Genomic DNA, 15,812 nt, shown 5'->3' on the forward strand with positions numbered 1-15,812 from the left:
AGTACAAATTCTGCAATTTTTTATTAAATTCAATTTTTTAATCTGACCAATCTATTTTATAAATTAAACCATAGATAAACGTTTGTTTAATTTTATCAATTTTTTCTTTTTATTCTGCTGAGCCCTTATATTTAAAATTTTTCCATTTATAGAAACGCTATATAAGGTACGTAGACTGTTACAGAGCTTTTTTACCCTTAAAAGTGGTTTACTCATAAAAAAGCCGCGAATGATCGCGACTTTTTTTGAAAGTGAATATGGCTTAAACATTAAATTATGGCCACTGCATTTCACCTTTTACAACTTTAGCCCCTAACTCTAAGCTATCAACACTTTGAAGAGTTGGATATTGCTTTTGCATAACTTTGCTCAACTCAGCAGAGTTTTTAGTTGCTTTAGCTGCCTTTTCATAACTATTTAAATAGTTAATCGAGAAATTAACCGCATCGAGACCTTGTGGAGCTCCCTCAACCATATGTGCAGGCACAACAATTTTAGGCTGAAGGGCTTTGATACTTTCTAAGGATTGAATAACTTCCGCACGATCTTTAGTTTTAGGAGTATCGGCCATCCATAAATGAATGCCTGAAGACACAGGGATTCCCCCTACTACTGCTTTTGCAGACGGTACCCATAAATAGGTAAGTTCTTTTTTACCTTTAATTTCGATTGATTCATTTTCAAGTTTTAAAGTTTTAGCTGTATAAGCTTGAGGCACAATAATTTGGCTAGGTGCATTTGCACCCATTTGTGGTCCCCAATATTTAACTTTAAGCGCTTGAGTATCCTGAATATGCTTTACTGTTTCTGGAGTGGCAATAATCTGTACATTCGGGAAATACTGTTTAAATACATCTAAACCAAAGTAATAGTCTGGGTCGCCATAGCTTACAAAAATTGTTTTTAACGTTTTACCGCTATCTAGAATATTTGCGGCAATGCGCAATGCTTCAGATTTTGAGAATTGCGCATTAACCAATAGAACTTCTTTATCGCCTTCAATTAAAGTAGAAGTCACGCCAAAATGTTCGGGTTTAGCCAGAAAACTCTGAATTTTGAGATCTTGAGCAAAAGCTGACTGAGCCATAGTTAATGCCGTTGCAGTAGTAAGCGCAGAAGCTGTTAATTTAAATAATTTCATTAGGTATTCTCCTGTTTCATGAAGAACACTTTAAATTGCAATTTATGTAAGATAAATGCACTAATTTAAGATAAACTGTTGCATATATTGTAATAATAGCTAGACATATGGATACTTTAAAAGCGATTCAGGTCTTTGTTTCTATTGCACAACATGGCAATTTGACCAAAGCCGCAGAACATCTTAATTATTCTCGCGCCATGGTTTCACGTTATCTTGAGCATCTTGAACATACATTCTCAACTCGACTTTTTCAGAGAAATACCCGAAAAATATCCCTCACTCCCGCAGGTGAGAAAGCTCTGCTCTACTGTGAAAATATTTTACAACAACAACAACTTTTACAAGAGCTCGCAGCGCCTGAGCAACATAACGGTACAATCCGTTTTACATGCGGTTTATTTTTGTTTGAACTTGGAGTAGCAGAATGTATTCGCCAATTTAAACGTCAGCATCCGCATATTAATTTCGATGTTTATTTGACTGAAAACACTATGGATCTTATAGATGCACAAGTGGATTTAGCGTTACGTATTACCCAAAAGGTAGCCGATGGTTTAATTGCACGACCAGTTTGTCAGATCGAGTCCGTTTTCTGTGCTCATCCAGATTATTTAAAACAACACAGTCCCCTGCTCCATCCTCGTCAGCTGATTCAGCATGAATGTATTGCTCATCATAGTCAGCACCAATACTGGACACTATTTGATAATGAACAACAACCTCAGAACTATCCTTTGAATGTGACCTTTAAAAGTAATGATGTAAATGCGCTTTACGATATGTGTTTACATGCACAGGGAGTCGCTATGTTACCGTCATTATTAGTTGAAAAAGATTTAAAAGAAAAACGCCTAACCGCTTTATTTAAAAATTTTATGGCTCCCGATCTAAGCTTGTCGATCGTGTATGCCTCTAGACAACATTTACCTCGAATTACTCAAGAATTTATTGCTTTTATGATCGAAAATTTAGATTTTTACTTAAAACCGCAAAATTAAAAGCTTTAAATTGCCGTGTACGCTTGAATTTTTAGGCAATGCCCATACTTCATCCCTATTAATGAATTACAGCATATGCATGGCAGTTCAGGTTTTACACAGTAAATACTGATGCCAAAAAGGACTGTACATGTTTAAAAACCCATTTAAACGGAGATCATCAATGGCTAATGAGCAAAATGAGCAAGCTCAAGACATTCAAAATGAGCAAGCTGAGCAATCTAACGAGCAAACTCAAGCTGAAGGTGTAGAGCAAGCAAACGACGTTACCGTTGAATCTTTACAAGCGCAAATCACCAAACTAGAAGAAAATCTTAAGCTGGAAAAAGCTCGTACAGCAAATGCAGTTTATGAAGCACAAAAAAGTGTAGAGCGTATTCAACGTGAGTCTGAGAAGCATAAAGAAACTGTGCTTGAAAAATTTGCAAAAGAATTGTTGGACTCTGTCGACAATTTAGAACGTGCAATTCAGGCTGCTGGTGGTGAAGAAACACCAGTACTTGAAGGTATTAAGCTAACCTTGAAGTCACTATTAACAACTCTTGAGAAATTTGGCGTTGTAGAAGCTGATACTCAAAATGGATTCAACGCAGATTTACATCAAGCTGTTGGCATTGATCCAAATGCCAAAGCCAATGAAATCGGCACCGTTTTACAAAAAGGCTATACCTTAAATGGTCGTTTGTTGCGCCCTGCTATGGTTATGGTTGGTCAATAAAACGAACAAAAGCGAAGCTTCGCTTTGCTAAAAGCACAAGAATTTGAGAGTTTTTTGATTTTTTTTCATAAAAATGCTTGAAAAAAACCGATTGACTCTCATATCGAATAACAAGCAAAACATTGCAACAGAATTTTAGAGGAACACACCAAATGGCAAAAATTATTGGTATTGACTTAGGTACTACCAACTCATGTGTTGCTGTACTTGAAGGCGATAAAGTAAAAGTAATCGAAAACGCTGAAGGCGCACGTACAACTCCATCGATCATTGCTTATAAAGATGGCGAGATTTTAGTTGGTCAAAGCGCTAAGCGTCAGGCAGTAACAAACCCTAAAAATACATTATTCGCGATCAAGCGTTTAATTGGTCGTCGTTATGAAGATCAAGCAGTACAAAAAGACATTGGTCTTGTACCGTATAAAATCATCAAAGCAGACAATGGTGATGCTTGGGTTGAAGTAAACGATAAAAAATTAGCACCTCAACAAATCTCTGCTGAAATCTTGAAAAAGATGAAGAAAACTGCAGAAGATTATTTAGGTGAAACAGTTACAGAAGCAGTTATTACTGTTCCTGCTTACTTTAACGATGCTCAACGTCAAGCAACTAAAGATGCAGGTAAAATTGCTGGTTTAGATGTTAAACGCATCATTAACGAACCAACTGCTGCGGCTCTTGCGTTCGGTATGGACAAAAAAGAAGGCGACCGTAAAGTTGCAGTTTACGACTTAGGTGGTGGTACTTTTGACGTATCAATCATTGAAATCGCAGACCTTGATGGCGACCAACAAATCGAAGTGTTATCAACTAACGGTGATACTTTCCTTGGTGGTGAAGACTTTGATAACGCGTTAATTGAATACTTGGTTGAAGAATTCAAGAAAGAACAAAGTGTGAACTTGAAAAATGATCCACTTGCGTTACAACGTTTGAAAGAAGCTGCTGAAAAAGCAAAAATCGAGCTTTCTTCATCAAATGCAACTGAAATCAACCTTCCATACATCACTGCTGATGCGACTGGTCCTAAACACTTAGTGATCAATGTAACTCGTGCAAAACTTGAAGGTTTAGTTGCTGACTTAGTTGCTCGTACAATTGAACCTTGCCGTATTGCTCTTAAAGATGCTGGTCTTTCGACTTCTGACATCTCTGACGTAATCTTGGTTGGTGGTCAGTCTCGTATGCCGCTTGTACAACAAAAAGTACAAGAATTCTTTGGTAAAGAGCCACGTAAAGACGTGAACCCTGACGAAGCAGTTGCAATTGGTGCTGCAATTCAAGGTGCTGTATTGTCTGGTGACAAGAATGACGTATTGCTTCTTGATGTAACACCATTAACTTTAGGTATTGAAACAATGGGCGGTGTATTAACACCAATCATTGAGAAAAACACGACGATTCCTGCGAAGAAATCACAAGTGTTCTCTACTGCTGCTGATAACCAACCAGCTGTAGATATTTCGGTTTACCAAGGTGAACGTAAAATGGCTCAACAAAACAAATTGTTGGGTAACTTCCAATTAGGCGATATCCCACCTGCTCCACGTGGTGTGCCGCAAATTGAAGTATCGTTTGACATCAACGCTGACGGTATCTTGAAAGTATCTGCGAAAGACAAGAGCACTGGTAAAGAGCAATCGATTCAGATTAAAGCAAACTCAGGATTGTCTGATGCTGAAATCGAAGCGATGATTAGAGATGCTGAAGCGAATGCTGAGGAAGACCGTAAGTTTGAAGAACTCGCAAAAGCTCGTAACGAAGCTGATGCATTAATTTCAAGCTCGAACAAAGCTGTTAAAGATCTTGGTGACAAAGTGACTGAAGATGAAAAAACAGCGGTAAGCACAGCGGTTTCTGAACTTGAAGCAGCAACTAAAGAAAATGATGTTGAAGCGATCAAAGCAAAAACTGAAGCTTTACAAAACATTTTGATGCCTATCACTCAACGTGCTTATGAACAAGCGCAACAAGCTGGTGGTGCTGAAGGTTTTGATCCTAATGCATTCCAAGGCGGTGAAGCTGGTCAACAAAAAGCTGATGATGGCGTTGTAGATGCTGAATTTACAGAAGTAAAAGACGACAAAAAATAATTTGTCTCTTTAAAAAAAGACCGCGCGAAAGCGCGGTTTTTTTATTGTTTACAAAAAATAACAATTGCAATTTATATATTTTTTGAAATAATTTATTGTCAAAATAGTCACTTATAAAAACTAACTATTTATTATTTATTGTATTTTTTAAAAAATAAAACCACTGTTATTAAATCCATTAATTTTAAAATTAATGCCAAATAAATAGTTTTATTTATTCCGTTTCTTTAGCAAGATCACAAAATGATCGCCTTCTTTGGCCTCCTTTATCACTTTGACGAATCTAAATTACTCACTAACAATAAGAATTTATTAATATTTATATTTTGCCATGAAAAAATTTCTATGGTGGGGAATGAGCTTTTACTTAAGTATGAGCTTACACACATTTGCTTTTGCTCAAAGCAACTTATCAAGTGTTACTTTTAATCAGCCTTTAAAATATAAGATTGATTTCATAGATCCACGCTTTCATCTTACTAAAGAACAATTTATGCAAATTGGTCAAGAAGCTGCTGAAATCTGGCAGAAAGAAACAGGAAAAACTTATTTTATTTATGACTCACAAGCAGAGCTTACAATTAACTTAGTGTTTGATGATTATCAAACTGCTCAAAATGAAAGAAAAATTAATATAAATAAGTTATTACAGCAGCAAGAAGAATGGCGGGAGAAAAATAAAGCTATTCATTTGTTAAAACAACAAATAGATCAGGAAACTGTTCTTCTAAATGAAGAAAAACTTCAGCTTAATAATAAATTTGAACAATATCAGCAAGATGTAACTCTTTATAATCAAGGAAATTTGGGAAAATTCAATCAAGTTGATTTAATCAAACGTCAAACTCAGTTAAATCAACAATCATTAGAGTTAAAAGCTAAATTTATTCAACATAGCAATAAGATAGAAAGTCTTAATTCTCAAATTAAGCAAATAAATCAACAGCAAAGCCTGCTTAATGAAGCTATTAAACAAATTAATTTAACCACGACTGTTGGTCCAGAAACTTTTCATAAAGGCTTATTCAGTCATAATCAAATTCAGATTTATGGTTTTAGTTCATTCGATGATTTACGCCTAACCCTTGCTCATGAGTTTGGACATGCATTAGGTCTAAAACATACAGCCGACCCAAAGTCTCTAATGTATCCTCGTTTAAAAGAGCAAGATATTCACAACTTCAAATTAACACATTCGGATTTAGATTTACTAAGCTCATTTTATAGTTCTAATAACGAAAATCATTAAAACTAAACACTTAAATAAAATAGAAATTAATTAAATTTTGCTAATAATTCATTTTTCAAAAGTTAAAAATAATGAGACTAAAGTCTCATTTATTTATTCAAATTGTACATTTTTTGATTGATTTTTCACTTTATATTCTTATAATACGTTTTTTTTAAATCTCCCCCCTGACGACTATGCGCTTAACATCTTTGTTATTAGGCTTAGCTTTTGCTTTCTCTAATTTTCAGGCCAATGCTCACTTGGCTACTTCTGCAAATACTCAAGTTCAGCAGAAAAATGCTCAACATTTAACATATAAAATTGCTGAAGTTGATCCTCGTTTTGGTTTAAGTCAAGATCAATTGCTTGAGATTACTCAGCAAGCTGCTGATATTTGGAAAGAAGGAACAGGTAAAAATTACTTTACTTATGACCCAAATGCAAAGTTAGAAATTCGTCTTGTATATGACGACAGTCAAAATCGTTCAGCAGAGCGTCAAAAAATTTCTGCTCAGTTTAAACAAGATCAACAACGTATCATTGATGAACAGCAGCAAATTAAACAGTTGAAGCAAAATTTAAGTCAAACCCAATCTGATCTTGAAAACAAAAAACAGATCTTAAATGAGAAGTTGAAAAATTTTGATCAACAAATGATGCAGTTTAATCAAGGTAAATTAGCACCTGAATACACAGCAAAATCGCTTGGTAAAACTCAGAAAGATTTACAGAAACAGACTGTTGCTTTAAAGAAAGATATTGCTGCTTATAATCAACAAGCTGCTGACTTAAATAAAAAGGTTAATCACTTTAACCAAATTAATGATAAGTTCAATCAATCTTTAAATCAGTTTAAGCAAAATGCACAAGCTGATGTATTTAAGAAAGGCATTTATAACGGTAAACAAATCACAATCTATGAATATAGCTCTATCGATGATTTACGTTTAACGATTGCTCATGAGTTAGGCCATGCGCTTGGTTTGAAACATAGCGATCAACCTGGTGCCTTAATGTACTCAGTTCGCAAAGACAGTGATAAAAAAACTAATGTTTTAACTGACGCTGATCGTGATCTACTAAACGCTTTACCTCAATAATTAGATATGAAACATCAATGATGTATCTATTTTATAAGTAGATACATCGAAATTCATGTCAAAGTCATGTTATTGTGGTTGTAAGAGCTGACTAAAATAGAATGGAGATCAAGATGAGTTATTATCATATCCTGATTGAAGTAAATGACCACATTAGTACGATTGAACAAACTCGAGATATCGAACTATTTGATATTATTGAACTTAAACCGTACCTTCATTCTATTTTGTTGCCTTACTTTAACGAGCAAGAAATTGAGCTTGAAGATGAAAATATTGAATATAAAGATATTTTACATCTTGAAGTTAAGCAAACCTTACTCCCTATCGAGCATTTAATCGAAGAAGAACAAAAGCAGCTGCCAAGTGACACTGATGTCACTATTACTGCTTATGAAATCTTTAATGATCGTGATTTAAGCCAAGATGTCACTTCAGTTATTTTGGACATTTTGGAAGCTGTAAAGCTAGATTAATTCATAGTTTAACTGCTAAATAAAAAGGTCTGCATATGCAGACCTTTTTATTTGGTATCGTTATTACTGCATCATTTTTCGAGCTTGCTCTTGGCGAAATGCACGTAAAATCTGTTGCCCTGCCCGTCCATTTGGATTTAAACCTAAACGAGTTTGTTCCTGACGGATAGCAACGCGAGTTTTATCACCAATTAAGCCATCCACAGCACCAATATCATAACCACGATTAATCAAAAACTGCTGAATTTCTCGACGTTCTGCTCGTGAAGTACCAGGGTCATCTGTTGGCCAAGAAGCAACGAATGGTTTACCACCTTTCAAACGATCAGATAAATGTGCTATCGCAAGTCCATAACTTTCTGCTGCGTTATAACTATAAATAGCATCAAAATTTTTAAATACTAAAAAGATTGGGCCATTTGCTCCTGCTGGTGCCATTAAACCAGCAGGCGTATTATCAGACAACGCACCTTGAATTAAAGGTGTACCATCAATTCGTGTTACTCCACGCGCATTCCAGCTACTCAATGATTTTTTAGAGCGACGCCCTTCTCCATCAATTGACATACCTGCTGGGATTTTGACTTCAAAGCCCCATGGCATACCCGTTTGCCAACCAGCTTTATTCAAGAAATTAGCTGTTGATGCCAATGCATCTGCTGTGCTAGATACTAAATCACGACGACCATCACCATCAAAATCAACAGCTAAGCGTTCATAAGTTGATGGCATAAACTGTGTATGACCGAATGCGCCTGCCCATGAACCTTTAAGTTGATCTTCAGTTAAATCACCGCGTTGCAAAATACGCATAGTGGCAAAAAATTCTGTCCGGAAATAACTTTGCCGGCGCCCTTCACAACTTAATGTTCCAAGTGCCTGCAATAAAGGATATTTTCCAGAAATATCGCCAAAATTACTTTCAACGCCCCACACTGCCACAATTGTTTCAGGCGGTACGCCATAAACTTGAGAGGCACGATTTAAAACATCACGATATTGCGCTAATTTTTGTTTCCCAAGCTCAACACGTTCTTCATCTACAAGACCAGATAAATAGTCCCAAATTGGTGTCGAAAACTCTGGCTGATAATTTAACTTATCAATTACTGAGTAGTCCGGCGTTAAATTTTGTGTATAACGGTCATACGTGCTACCCGAAACACCCGCAGCAATCGCTTGCGAACGTAAATTTGCCAAACAACTCTGAAAATTATTATTAGGCGTGTAAGTATTGCTATTCGTTACAGGAACTGTTGCATTACTAGATATTGTAGAAGTAGAACCATTAATTATCAGCTCTGCTTGAGCCTGAGTCATTGTCAAAAATATAGACCCAACAATACAAGAAAAACGTCGCATATTATCCTAGTTCAATTTTTAAATTTAAATTTGTCTTTACCATACCATTATGGACTCAAAATTTTCAGAGAGAAATCGTAAATTTGAATTCATAATTCCTTCTTTAAATTCATTTCCAGAGTTTTAAATTCAAATTTTGCATCCAGTTTTAAATTTAAAACTTCCAACATCAGATTAATTATTTTTAAATTCAAAAATCGCATCCATACTTTAAATTCAAAACATCAGTTTAAATTTAAATATTCAAACCATAAACCAACTGTGGATAACTTATAAAACCACACACTAAACTGCCGAAATCCCTATATTCTCTATATCTTTCATCATCTTTATACGCTACAAGCCCCTCACCACTCATGGATACATGTTTTGAATTTAAAAGTTAGATATAGTTTTAAATTCAAAATACCACTCAGATAACACGCATCTTTTTAAATTCAAAACGCGCATAAGCTAGAGACCCGATTTAAATTCAAACTTTAGGTATTGGGGATAACTTATTTTAAATTCAAAACCACCAAAAACAACTTATTCTATTTTTAAATTCAAAATTACAACCCTTATTTAAATTCAAAAGCTCAATAGAAGTTATCCACAGCAGGACAATATTAGATTTTTTAATTTTTTTAAATTTAAAAGATAAAAAAAGCGATCCGAAGATCGCTTTTTTGCAAATTTTAACTGAATTAAATGGTCATATCAGCTGTTAATGCGAGTGGTTCTGGCAAAATTTTCGCTAATTGACGGCATAAATTCGTCAATTCATTACTATCCACAGGCATTAAGGTAATATGGCCTAACTTACGGCCAGCACGTTCTGATTTGTTATAAAGGTGCAGATGAGCGCCATTTAGTGCTAAAACATCGTCAGTTTTAGGATGCTGACCAATAATATTGATCATAACCGTTGGGCGAACAACGTCTGTTGACCCCAATGGTAACCCTGCAACAGCTCTAATATGGTTTTCAAACTGTGAACATACAGCGCCTTCAATTGACCAGTGGCCTGAGTTATGCACACGTGGTGCCATCTCATTTGCACATAAGCCTTGTTCTGTCACAAATAGCTCGAGAGTTAGCACACCTACATAGTTGAGATGATTTAACAAACGCGTAATGTAGTCTTGAGCAACAGGTTGTAGAGCTTCACTATTCGGTGCAGGTACGATTGAGTGCGACAAAATACCGTTGTGATGGTGGTTTTCAGCCAATGGCCAAGTCTTCACTTCACCATTTTGACCACGTACTGCAATAATCGAAACTTCGCGAGAAAACTTCACAAAGCTTTCAGCAACTAAGCTTTTTGCAGGACCAAGCTCTGCCCAAGCTGTATCAATTTGGTCTTCTGAACGAAGTACAAACTGACCTTTGCCATCATATCCACCAGTTGCTGTCTTGAGCACAATTGGTAAACCAAGCTCAGCAACAGCTTTTTTTAAGCTTTCTAGGCTGTCTACAGCACGATACGGCGCAACAGGAATCGCAAGTTCATCAAACAATGCTTTTTCTGACAAACGATTTTGTGCAGTTGCTAAAGCAATACGGGGAGGGTGCAATGTTTTGGTTTGTGTTAAAACATCTACGTCCGCAACCGGCGTATTTTCAAACTCAAGACTAAAAACATCAGCACTTTCAATAAACTGCTTTAAACCTTGTTCATCTTGGCTAGAAAAAACTTGGCCTAAAACACCTGCTGGACAATCTGTATTTGCTTCAAAAAAAGTACATTGAATATTTAATGGTAACGCTGCTTGCGCCATCATACGGCCCAATTGCCCACCACCAAAAATACCGATAGTTTTATCCATTTCAGCCTCTTAAACCTGTCCCGGAATATTGTTGCTTGCAACTTTATCAGTTTGCGCAGCACGGAAATCTGCAACATTTTTTGCGATTTCAGGACGAGTTAAACCTAAGATTTGAGCAGCCATAATCGCAGCATTAGTCGCACCAGCTGGGCCAATTGCCAAAGTACCGACTGCGATACCTGCTGGCATTTGTACGATTGAAAGTAATGAATCTACACCATTTAAAATTGATGATTTAACTGGTACACCCAACACAGGTAAGTCAGTTTTTGCCGCACACATACCCGGTAAATGCGCAGCGCCACCAGCACCGGCAATAATCACTTGAATTCCACGATCACGCGCAGTTTCTGCGTATTCAAATAAACGGTCTGGCGTACGGTGAGCAGATACCACTTCCGCTTCAAATGGGACACCAAGCTGTTTAAGCATATTGGCAGTATGTTCAAGCGTTGCCCAATCGGACTGGGAACCCATGATAATTCCGACTAAAGGTTGGGTATCTGTTGCGACCGCGTTCATTGGCATTTCCAAAGCGTAAAAATGGTAAAAACTCGACTTGTACCAAGCCAAGCATGAGAGAAAAAGATGAGGCCAATATTATAGCTGTTTTTTCACTCACCCCAAAGCCCAAGTTTATGAGGAAAAAGCGTGAATCCGATGGATTTAACAACGATCTGTCTGAAAACCCAATTTCAAATAATTTTACTGGCTTCTAAATACAAAATAGACACAACCAAACAGGCATAACATGGCCCAAACATAGTCCAATTTGAATGGCTGCTTAAATAGCAACACCATAAATGGCACAAATACAATAAGCGTAACCACTTCTTGGGTAATTTTCATTTCACCCAAGGTCCAATTTTGGTCACTCAAGATTCGAGTTGCTGGAATCATAAAACTATATTCCAGTAGGGCAATAATCCAACCGAATAAAATCGCTTGCCAGAATGGAGCATGGTGCAAAAACTTAAGATGCCCATACCATGCAAGTGTCATAAAACAGTTCGAAATAATTAATAGCACAAAAGCTAAAACCGTTGGGCTCAAAGGCACATCCTTCATCATTACGATGATATAAGTATTAATATGGATCAAAAATATTATAAAAGATAAAACTGTAATTCAGCTTAAATCTAAAAAATAAAGCTGTCCGTTTATAGGCATCTCAAACACATAGAACAACAACGAATTTTGACTATCTTTTCCAGTTGAGCCTTGCTATCGTTGCTGGCAAATTTATCAATAATGAAACCACAGTAAATCATATTTATACTGTGTACAAAAGCAGTGGAGAAGGCGAGCAATGCATCTGCATATCTTGGGTATTTGTGGCACTTTTATGGGCTCTTTAGCACTTTTAGCTCGTGATTTAGGACATAAGGTAACAGGTTCCGATTCAAACGTTTACCCGCCAATGTCTACCCAGTTAGAAAACGCAGGTATTGAACTCATGCAAGGCTATGACCGTAGCCATTTACAGCCTCATCCAGATTTGGTTATTGTCGGCAACGCCATGAAACGTGGTATTGATGCCGTGGAATACATGCTTAATGAAGGCCTGCCATATATTTCTGGTCCACAGTTCCTTGCAGATCACGTTTTACAAGGTAAACATGTACTTGGTGTAGCGGGTACTCATGGTAAAACCACGACTACCACCATGCTCGCTTGGGTACTTGATCAGGCTGGTTTAAATCCAGGCTTTTTAATTGGTGGTGTTCCACTTGGTTTTAGTGAAAGCGCTCGTTTAGGCGGTGGAAAATACTTCTGCGTTGAAGCTGATGAATATGACTCAGCTTTCTTTGATAAACGTTCTAAGTTTGTTCATTATCATCCAAAAACGGCAATTTTAAATAACCTTGAATTTGACCACGCCGATATTTTTGATGACTTAGCAGCAATTCAAAAACAGTTCCATCATCTTGTTCGTACCATTCCAAGTGAAGGCCGTATTATTGCGCCAATTACTGAAACTCATATTGATGAAGTGCTTGAAATGGGTTGCTGGACGCCAGTGATTCGTACAAGTTTAGAAGCAAATGAAAAAGCTGCATTGTCTACCGAATTAATTTCAATTGATGGCAGCCATTTTAAAGTCCTCGAAAATGGTAATGCCGTTGGTGAAGTGAAATGGTCTATGACAGGGCAACATAGCGTAGCGAATGCTTTGGCAACCATTGCAGCAGCTCAACATGTGGGCGTTGCACTTGCAACAGCTTGTGAAGCTTTATCTAACTTTGGCGGTGTGAAACGCCGTATGGAGTTACTCGGTACCGTGAATGGTATTGAGGTTTATGATGACTTCGCGCACCATCCAACAGCAATTGACACCACTTTAGATGGCGCACGCAAACGCTTAGGTGAACGCCGTTTATGGGCTATTATTGAACCGCGTTCAAATACCATGCGTATGGGCAGCCATAAGGATGGCTTAGCGCATTCAGCACGCTTAGCAGATGACGTTATCTGGTACCAGCCAGAAGGTTTAGACTGGGATTTACAACCTGTAATTGAAGCTGCATCAAACCGTGCTCAAGTCAGCCGTTCACTTGATGAAATTATTAACCGTATTGTTAATGAAGCAGGTGAGGGTGATGCTGTGGTGATTATGTCTAATGGTGGCTTTGGTGGCTTACATCAAAAACTTATAAGCGCATTAAAAGCAAAAGCTGCTTAACTTCCGCTCTAGATAATTCAATAAAAAACGGGTTTCTATATGAAACCCGTTTTTTTAGTTTAATGGTCTTTAAACCTGCTTTGGCTCTATATCTTCTATAAATTTATTCGAGATGAATAAACGTAGCGTATAGACAATACCCATCGCAAATACGCTATATCCCACGTTATTACAAATAAATGGAATACATAAAATAATGAGTGCAGTAATAGGATAAAACCATTTAGAAATTCCAGCTAAACATTCAAACTCGTATAACATCCAGATACAAGTGGTATAAAGCACCACACTCACTGCGACAATTACACCCATATATAAATCAGAAATATGTGCATGATGGGTCGTGACATCCACGGCGGCGGCAAGCGCAGCACCCACCGCAGCAATACTCACAAAAACAAAATAATGACCATAACCCCATACAAATGGGCGTACACCTTTAAAATGATGATGCTGTTCACTGCGATCAAAGTAAGCCCACCACATTGCAAACATGAGCATCAATCCACCAATCATTAAGAAAACAGCTGGAATATTGATAGATTGTGCCGCAAGCGCATCACGTATGGCATTAAAACTACCTACGATTGATTCGCCTAAAACAATAATAGTGAGGAGAGCATAGCGCTCTACAATATGATGAGGATGCCACGGCGTAGGCGAATGTTTTTCTGCATAGATCGGAACAAATAACTCGAGCACAGCTAGACATAAAAATAGAGGTATAGAAAGGACATGAGCAAAGTTAGCCACAAGCCAGCCAATTTGTACTAAGACTATACCGATCGCATAGCGATAAGCCGTAACTCGCCGTTCAGGATCATGTTTTGCTGCTCGGAGCCACTGGGTGACTAAAGCCAAGCGCATAATCACATAGCCCACAATAATGATGTCAAAATCCTGACTACGAAACACATCAGGAATACCTGCAGCCATCACCAATGAACCTACAATCTGTACAAAAGTAAGGCACCGATACAATGCATCATCATTATCGTAAGCTGAGGCAAACCATGAAAAATTCATCCATGCCCACCACAGCGCAAAAAACACCATTAGGTAGCTTGGCAGTGCATGCCAGAGATGATTTTCAATAATCGCGTGGTGTAACTGCTGACCTGCTGTTGCAATCGCGACCACAAAAATTAAATCGAACAATAATTCGAGGGGAGTTGCTGCTCTATGCGGCTGTTTAGGATCTCTTGGAGATAAAGGCCTCAAACTTAATTTTTTCTGTTTTTCTTGAGTAGTCATAAAATAACGTTCTCGAATAAAGTGCCAACACGTTAACACTTTAATATTAACGCCCAGAACACGCATTAAAAAATATCTAGACCTGCTGTTTAATCTTTAGTCACAAACAAACTATATTTCATTTTTGTGACAATTCTTTATCAAGACAACAGGCTTAATTCTTTATCATAGCCCACGTTTTTTGTTCTTGTTTGGAATATGAATGTCTTTAGAAACACTCAACCTTAGCTTATTCCATGTCATCAATGGTGCTCAGGATGCGAGTCAATTTATCATTCGTCTTGCTATCTTTTTTGCTAATGATCTCCTATATATCCTGTTATTCATCCTTACATTTTTATGGTTCTACGGCGATCAAGATTTAAAAAATAGGGTCATTAAATCTGTCTTTTTAACCTGCATATCACTTTTAGTGGGTTATATTATTTCTCTGTTTTATCACCATCCAAGACCATTTGTGATGGGTGTGGGCACCACGTTTATTGAACATGCACCAACAGCGTCTTTTCCAAGTAATCATATGCTAATTTTTAGCAGCATCTCGCTATCTTATTTGTTTGCTCAGCGCAAAATAATTGGAATGATTCTTTTATTTTTGTCATTTGTGGTGGCATGGTCACGTATTTATTTAGGTGTGCATTTCCCTTTAGATATGTTGGGTGCTTTTATTGTCGCGCTTCTGGTCAATACGGCAGGTTATTACTTCTGGAATGCTTACGGTACAAGTTTGACCGCATTCTTTATTCACCTTTACCAGATTATATGTAAACCACTTTTAGATCGTGGTTTGATTAAATAATCCATAGAACTTTTGGTATTCACGCTACGACATTAAGTTCAGTTGCGTAATACAAAAAAATCTGCCATTCTATGTGAAATTGGATAGGTTTTATCCAATACAGAATTTAGTTTGACAAGGGGAGTAGCCTCCTCCAAACATAACAG

At 37.1% G+C, this 15,812-nt stretch carries 12 protein-coding genes and 2 pseudogenes; 8 read left to right on the forward strand and 6 right to left on the reverse strand.

Annotated elements, in window-relative coordinates; genetic code table 11:
• Positions 1 to 274 precede the first annotated feature (274 nt).
• Positions 275 to 1,141: an MBL fold metallo-hydrolase gene (locus I8T81_RS18720; RefSeq protein WP_004706149.1), complete on the reverse strand. Its 867-nt coding sequence runs from the start codon at positions 1,139 to 1,141 to the stop codon at positions 275 to 277.
• Positions 1,142 to 1,248: 107 nt separating this feature from the next.
• Here I8T81_RS18720 and I8T81_RS18725 point away from each other — a divergent pair.
• The 6 genes and pseudogenes from I8T81_RS18725 (at position 1,249) to I8T81_RS18750 (ending at position 7,760) form a co-directional block, all read left to right on the forward strand.
• Positions 1,249 to 2,177, forward strand: a pseudogene (locus I8T81_RS18725) (LysR family transcriptional regulator).
• A gap of 128 nt (positions 2,178 to 2,305) precedes the next feature.
• Positions 2,306 to 2,860 carry a nucleotide exchange factor GrpE gene (gene grpE / locus I8T81_RS18730; RefSeq protein ID WP_039250138.1) on the forward strand — a complete coding sequence of 185 codons (555 nt, stop codon included), beginning with the start codon at positions 2,306 to 2,308 and terminating at the stop codon, positions 2,858 to 2,860.
• A 152-nt stretch (positions 2,861 to 3,012) separates the two neighbouring features.
• The gene (gene dnaK / locus I8T81_RS18735; RefSeq protein WP_019456665.1) at positions 3,013 to 4,953 is read left to right on the forward strand and encodes a molecular chaperone DnaK; all 1,941 of its coding nucleotides are present in this window, start codon (positions 3,013 to 3,015) and stop codon (positions 4,951 to 4,953) included.
• 331 nt (positions 4,954 to 5,284) lie between these two features.
• On the forward strand, positions 5,285 to 6,202 hold the full coding sequence (locus I8T81_RS18740; RefSeq protein ID WP_198071844.1) for a matrixin family metalloprotease: 918 nt from the start codon (positions 5,285 to 5,287) through the stop codon (positions 6,200 to 6,202).
• 71 nt (positions 6,203 to 6,273) lie between these two features.
• Positions 6,274 to 7,284 (forward strand): annotated as a pseudogene (locus I8T81_RS18745) (M57 family metalloprotease).
• Positions 7,285 to 7,385: 101 nt separating this feature from the next.
• A complete protein-coding gene (locus tag I8T81_RS18750; RefSeq protein ID WP_077164428.1) occupies positions 7,386 to 7,760 on the forward strand; it encodes a hypothetical protein in 375 nt (124 codons plus the stop codon).
• Between the two features lie 63 nt (positions 7,761 to 7,823).
• Here I8T81_RS18750 and I8T81_RS18755 read toward each other — a convergent pair whose 3' ends face one another.
• The 4 genes from I8T81_RS18755 to I8T81_RS18770 form a co-directional block, all read right to left on the reverse strand.
• Entirely contained in the window at positions 7,824 to 9,122 is a 1,299-nt protein-coding gene (locus I8T81_RS18755) for a lytic murein transglycosylase (protein WP_198071845.1), read from the reverse strand.
• A 686-nt stretch (positions 9,123 to 9,808) separates the two neighbouring features.
• Positions 9,809 to 10,930, reverse strand: coding sequence for a 5-(carboxyamino)imidazole ribonucleotide synthase (locus I8T81_RS18760; protein WP_198071846.1), 1,122 nt, complete (start codon positions 10,928 to 10,930; stop codon positions 9,809 to 9,811).
• Positions 10,931 to 10,939: 9 nt separating this feature from the next.
• Complete coding sequence (gene purE, locus I8T81_RS18765) at positions 10,940 to 11,452, reverse strand: 5-(carboxyamino)imidazole ribonucleotide mutase (RefSeq protein ID WP_000994663.1); 513 nt, start codon at positions 11,450 to 11,452, stop codon at positions 10,940 to 10,942.
• A gap of 183 nt (positions 11,453 to 11,635) precedes the next feature.
• Positions 11,636 to 11,998, reverse strand: coding sequence for a DMT family protein (locus tag I8T81_RS18770; protein WP_004711246.1), 363 nt, complete (start codon positions 11,996 to 11,998; stop codon positions 11,636 to 11,638).
• 241 nt (positions 11,999 to 12,239) lie between these two features.
• Here I8T81_RS18770 and mpl point away from each other — a divergent pair, with 241 nt between their 5' ends.
• Positions 12,240 to 13,613, forward strand: a complete 1,374-nt coding sequence (mpl, locus tag I8T81_RS18775; RefSeq protein WP_198071847.1) for a UDP-N-acetylmuramate:L-alanyl-gamma-D-glutamyl-meso-diaminopimelate ligase — start codon at positions 12,240 to 12,242, stop codon at positions 13,611 to 13,613.
• A 69-nt stretch (positions 13,614 to 13,682) separates the two neighbouring features.
• Here the strand turns inward: mpl and I8T81_RS18780 are convergent, their stop codons facing one another.
• Positions 13,683 to 14,933: a low temperature requirement protein A gene (locus tag I8T81_RS18780; protein WP_198071848.1), complete on the reverse strand. Its 1,251-nt coding sequence runs from the start codon at positions 14,931 to 14,933 to the stop codon at positions 13,683 to 13,685.
• Between the two features lie 136 nt (positions 14,934 to 15,069).
• On the opposite strand from I8T81_RS18780, the gene I8T81_RS18785 reads away from it, so the two are divergent.
• Entirely contained in the window at positions 15,070 to 15,666 is a 597-nt protein-coding gene (locus I8T81_RS18785) for an undecaprenyl-diphosphatase (RefSeq protein WP_198071849.1), read from the forward strand.
• Positions 15,667 to 15,812: the final 146 nt, after the last annotated feature.

It is taken from the genome of Acinetobacter seifertii, from assembly GCF_016064815.1.
In the GTDB taxonomy this organism is placed as follows: domain Bacteria; phylum Pseudomonadota; class Gammaproteobacteria; order Pseudomonadales; family Moraxellaceae; genus Acinetobacter; species Acinetobacter seifertii.

Coding starts and splice junctions, on each gene's coding strand:
- I8T81_RS18755 (WP_198071845.1), bottom strand. CDS start 9,122: ATGCGACGTTTTTCTTGTATTGTTGGGTCTATATTTTTGACAATGACT.
- I8T81_RS18760 (WP_198071846.1), bottom strand. CDS start 10,930: ATGGATAAAACTATCGGTATTTTTGGTGGTGGGCAATTGGGCCGTATG.
- mpl (WP_198071847.1), top strand. CDS start 12,240: ATGCATCTGCATATCTTGGGTATTTGTGGCACTTTTATGGGCTCTTTA.
- I8T81_RS18720 (WP_004706149.1), bottom strand. CDS start 1,141: ATGAAATTATTTAAATTAACAGCTTCTGCGCTTACTACTGCAACGGCA.
- I8T81_RS18770 (WP_004711246.1), bottom strand. CDS start 11,998: ATGAAGGATGTGCCTTTGAGCCCAACGGTTTTAGCTTTTGTGCTATTA.
- dnaK (WP_019456665.1), top strand. CDS start 3,013: ATGGCAAAAATTATTGGTATTGACTTAGGTACTACCAACTCATGTGTT.
- purE (WP_000994663.1), bottom strand. CDS start 11,452: ATGAACGCGGTCGCAACAGATACCCAACCTTTAGTCGGAATTATCATG.
- I8T81_RS18740 (WP_198071844.1), top strand. CDS start 5,285: ATGAAAAAATTTCTATGGTGGGGAATGAGCTTTTACTTAAGTATGAGC.
- grpE (WP_039250138.1), top strand. CDS start 2,306: ATGGCTAATGAGCAAAATGAGCAAGCTCAAGACATTCAAAATGAGCAA.
- I8T81_RS18750 (WP_077164428.1), top strand. CDS start 7,386: ATGGAGATCAAGATGAGTTATTATCATATCCTGATTGAAGTAAATGAC.
- I8T81_RS18780 (WP_198071848.1), bottom strand. CDS start 14,933: ATGCGTGTTCTGGGCGTTAATATTAAAGTGTTAACGTGTTGGCACTTT.
- I8T81_RS18785 (WP_198071849.1), top strand. CDS start 15,070: ATGTCTTTAGAAACACTCAACCTTAGCTTATTCCATGTCATCAATGGT.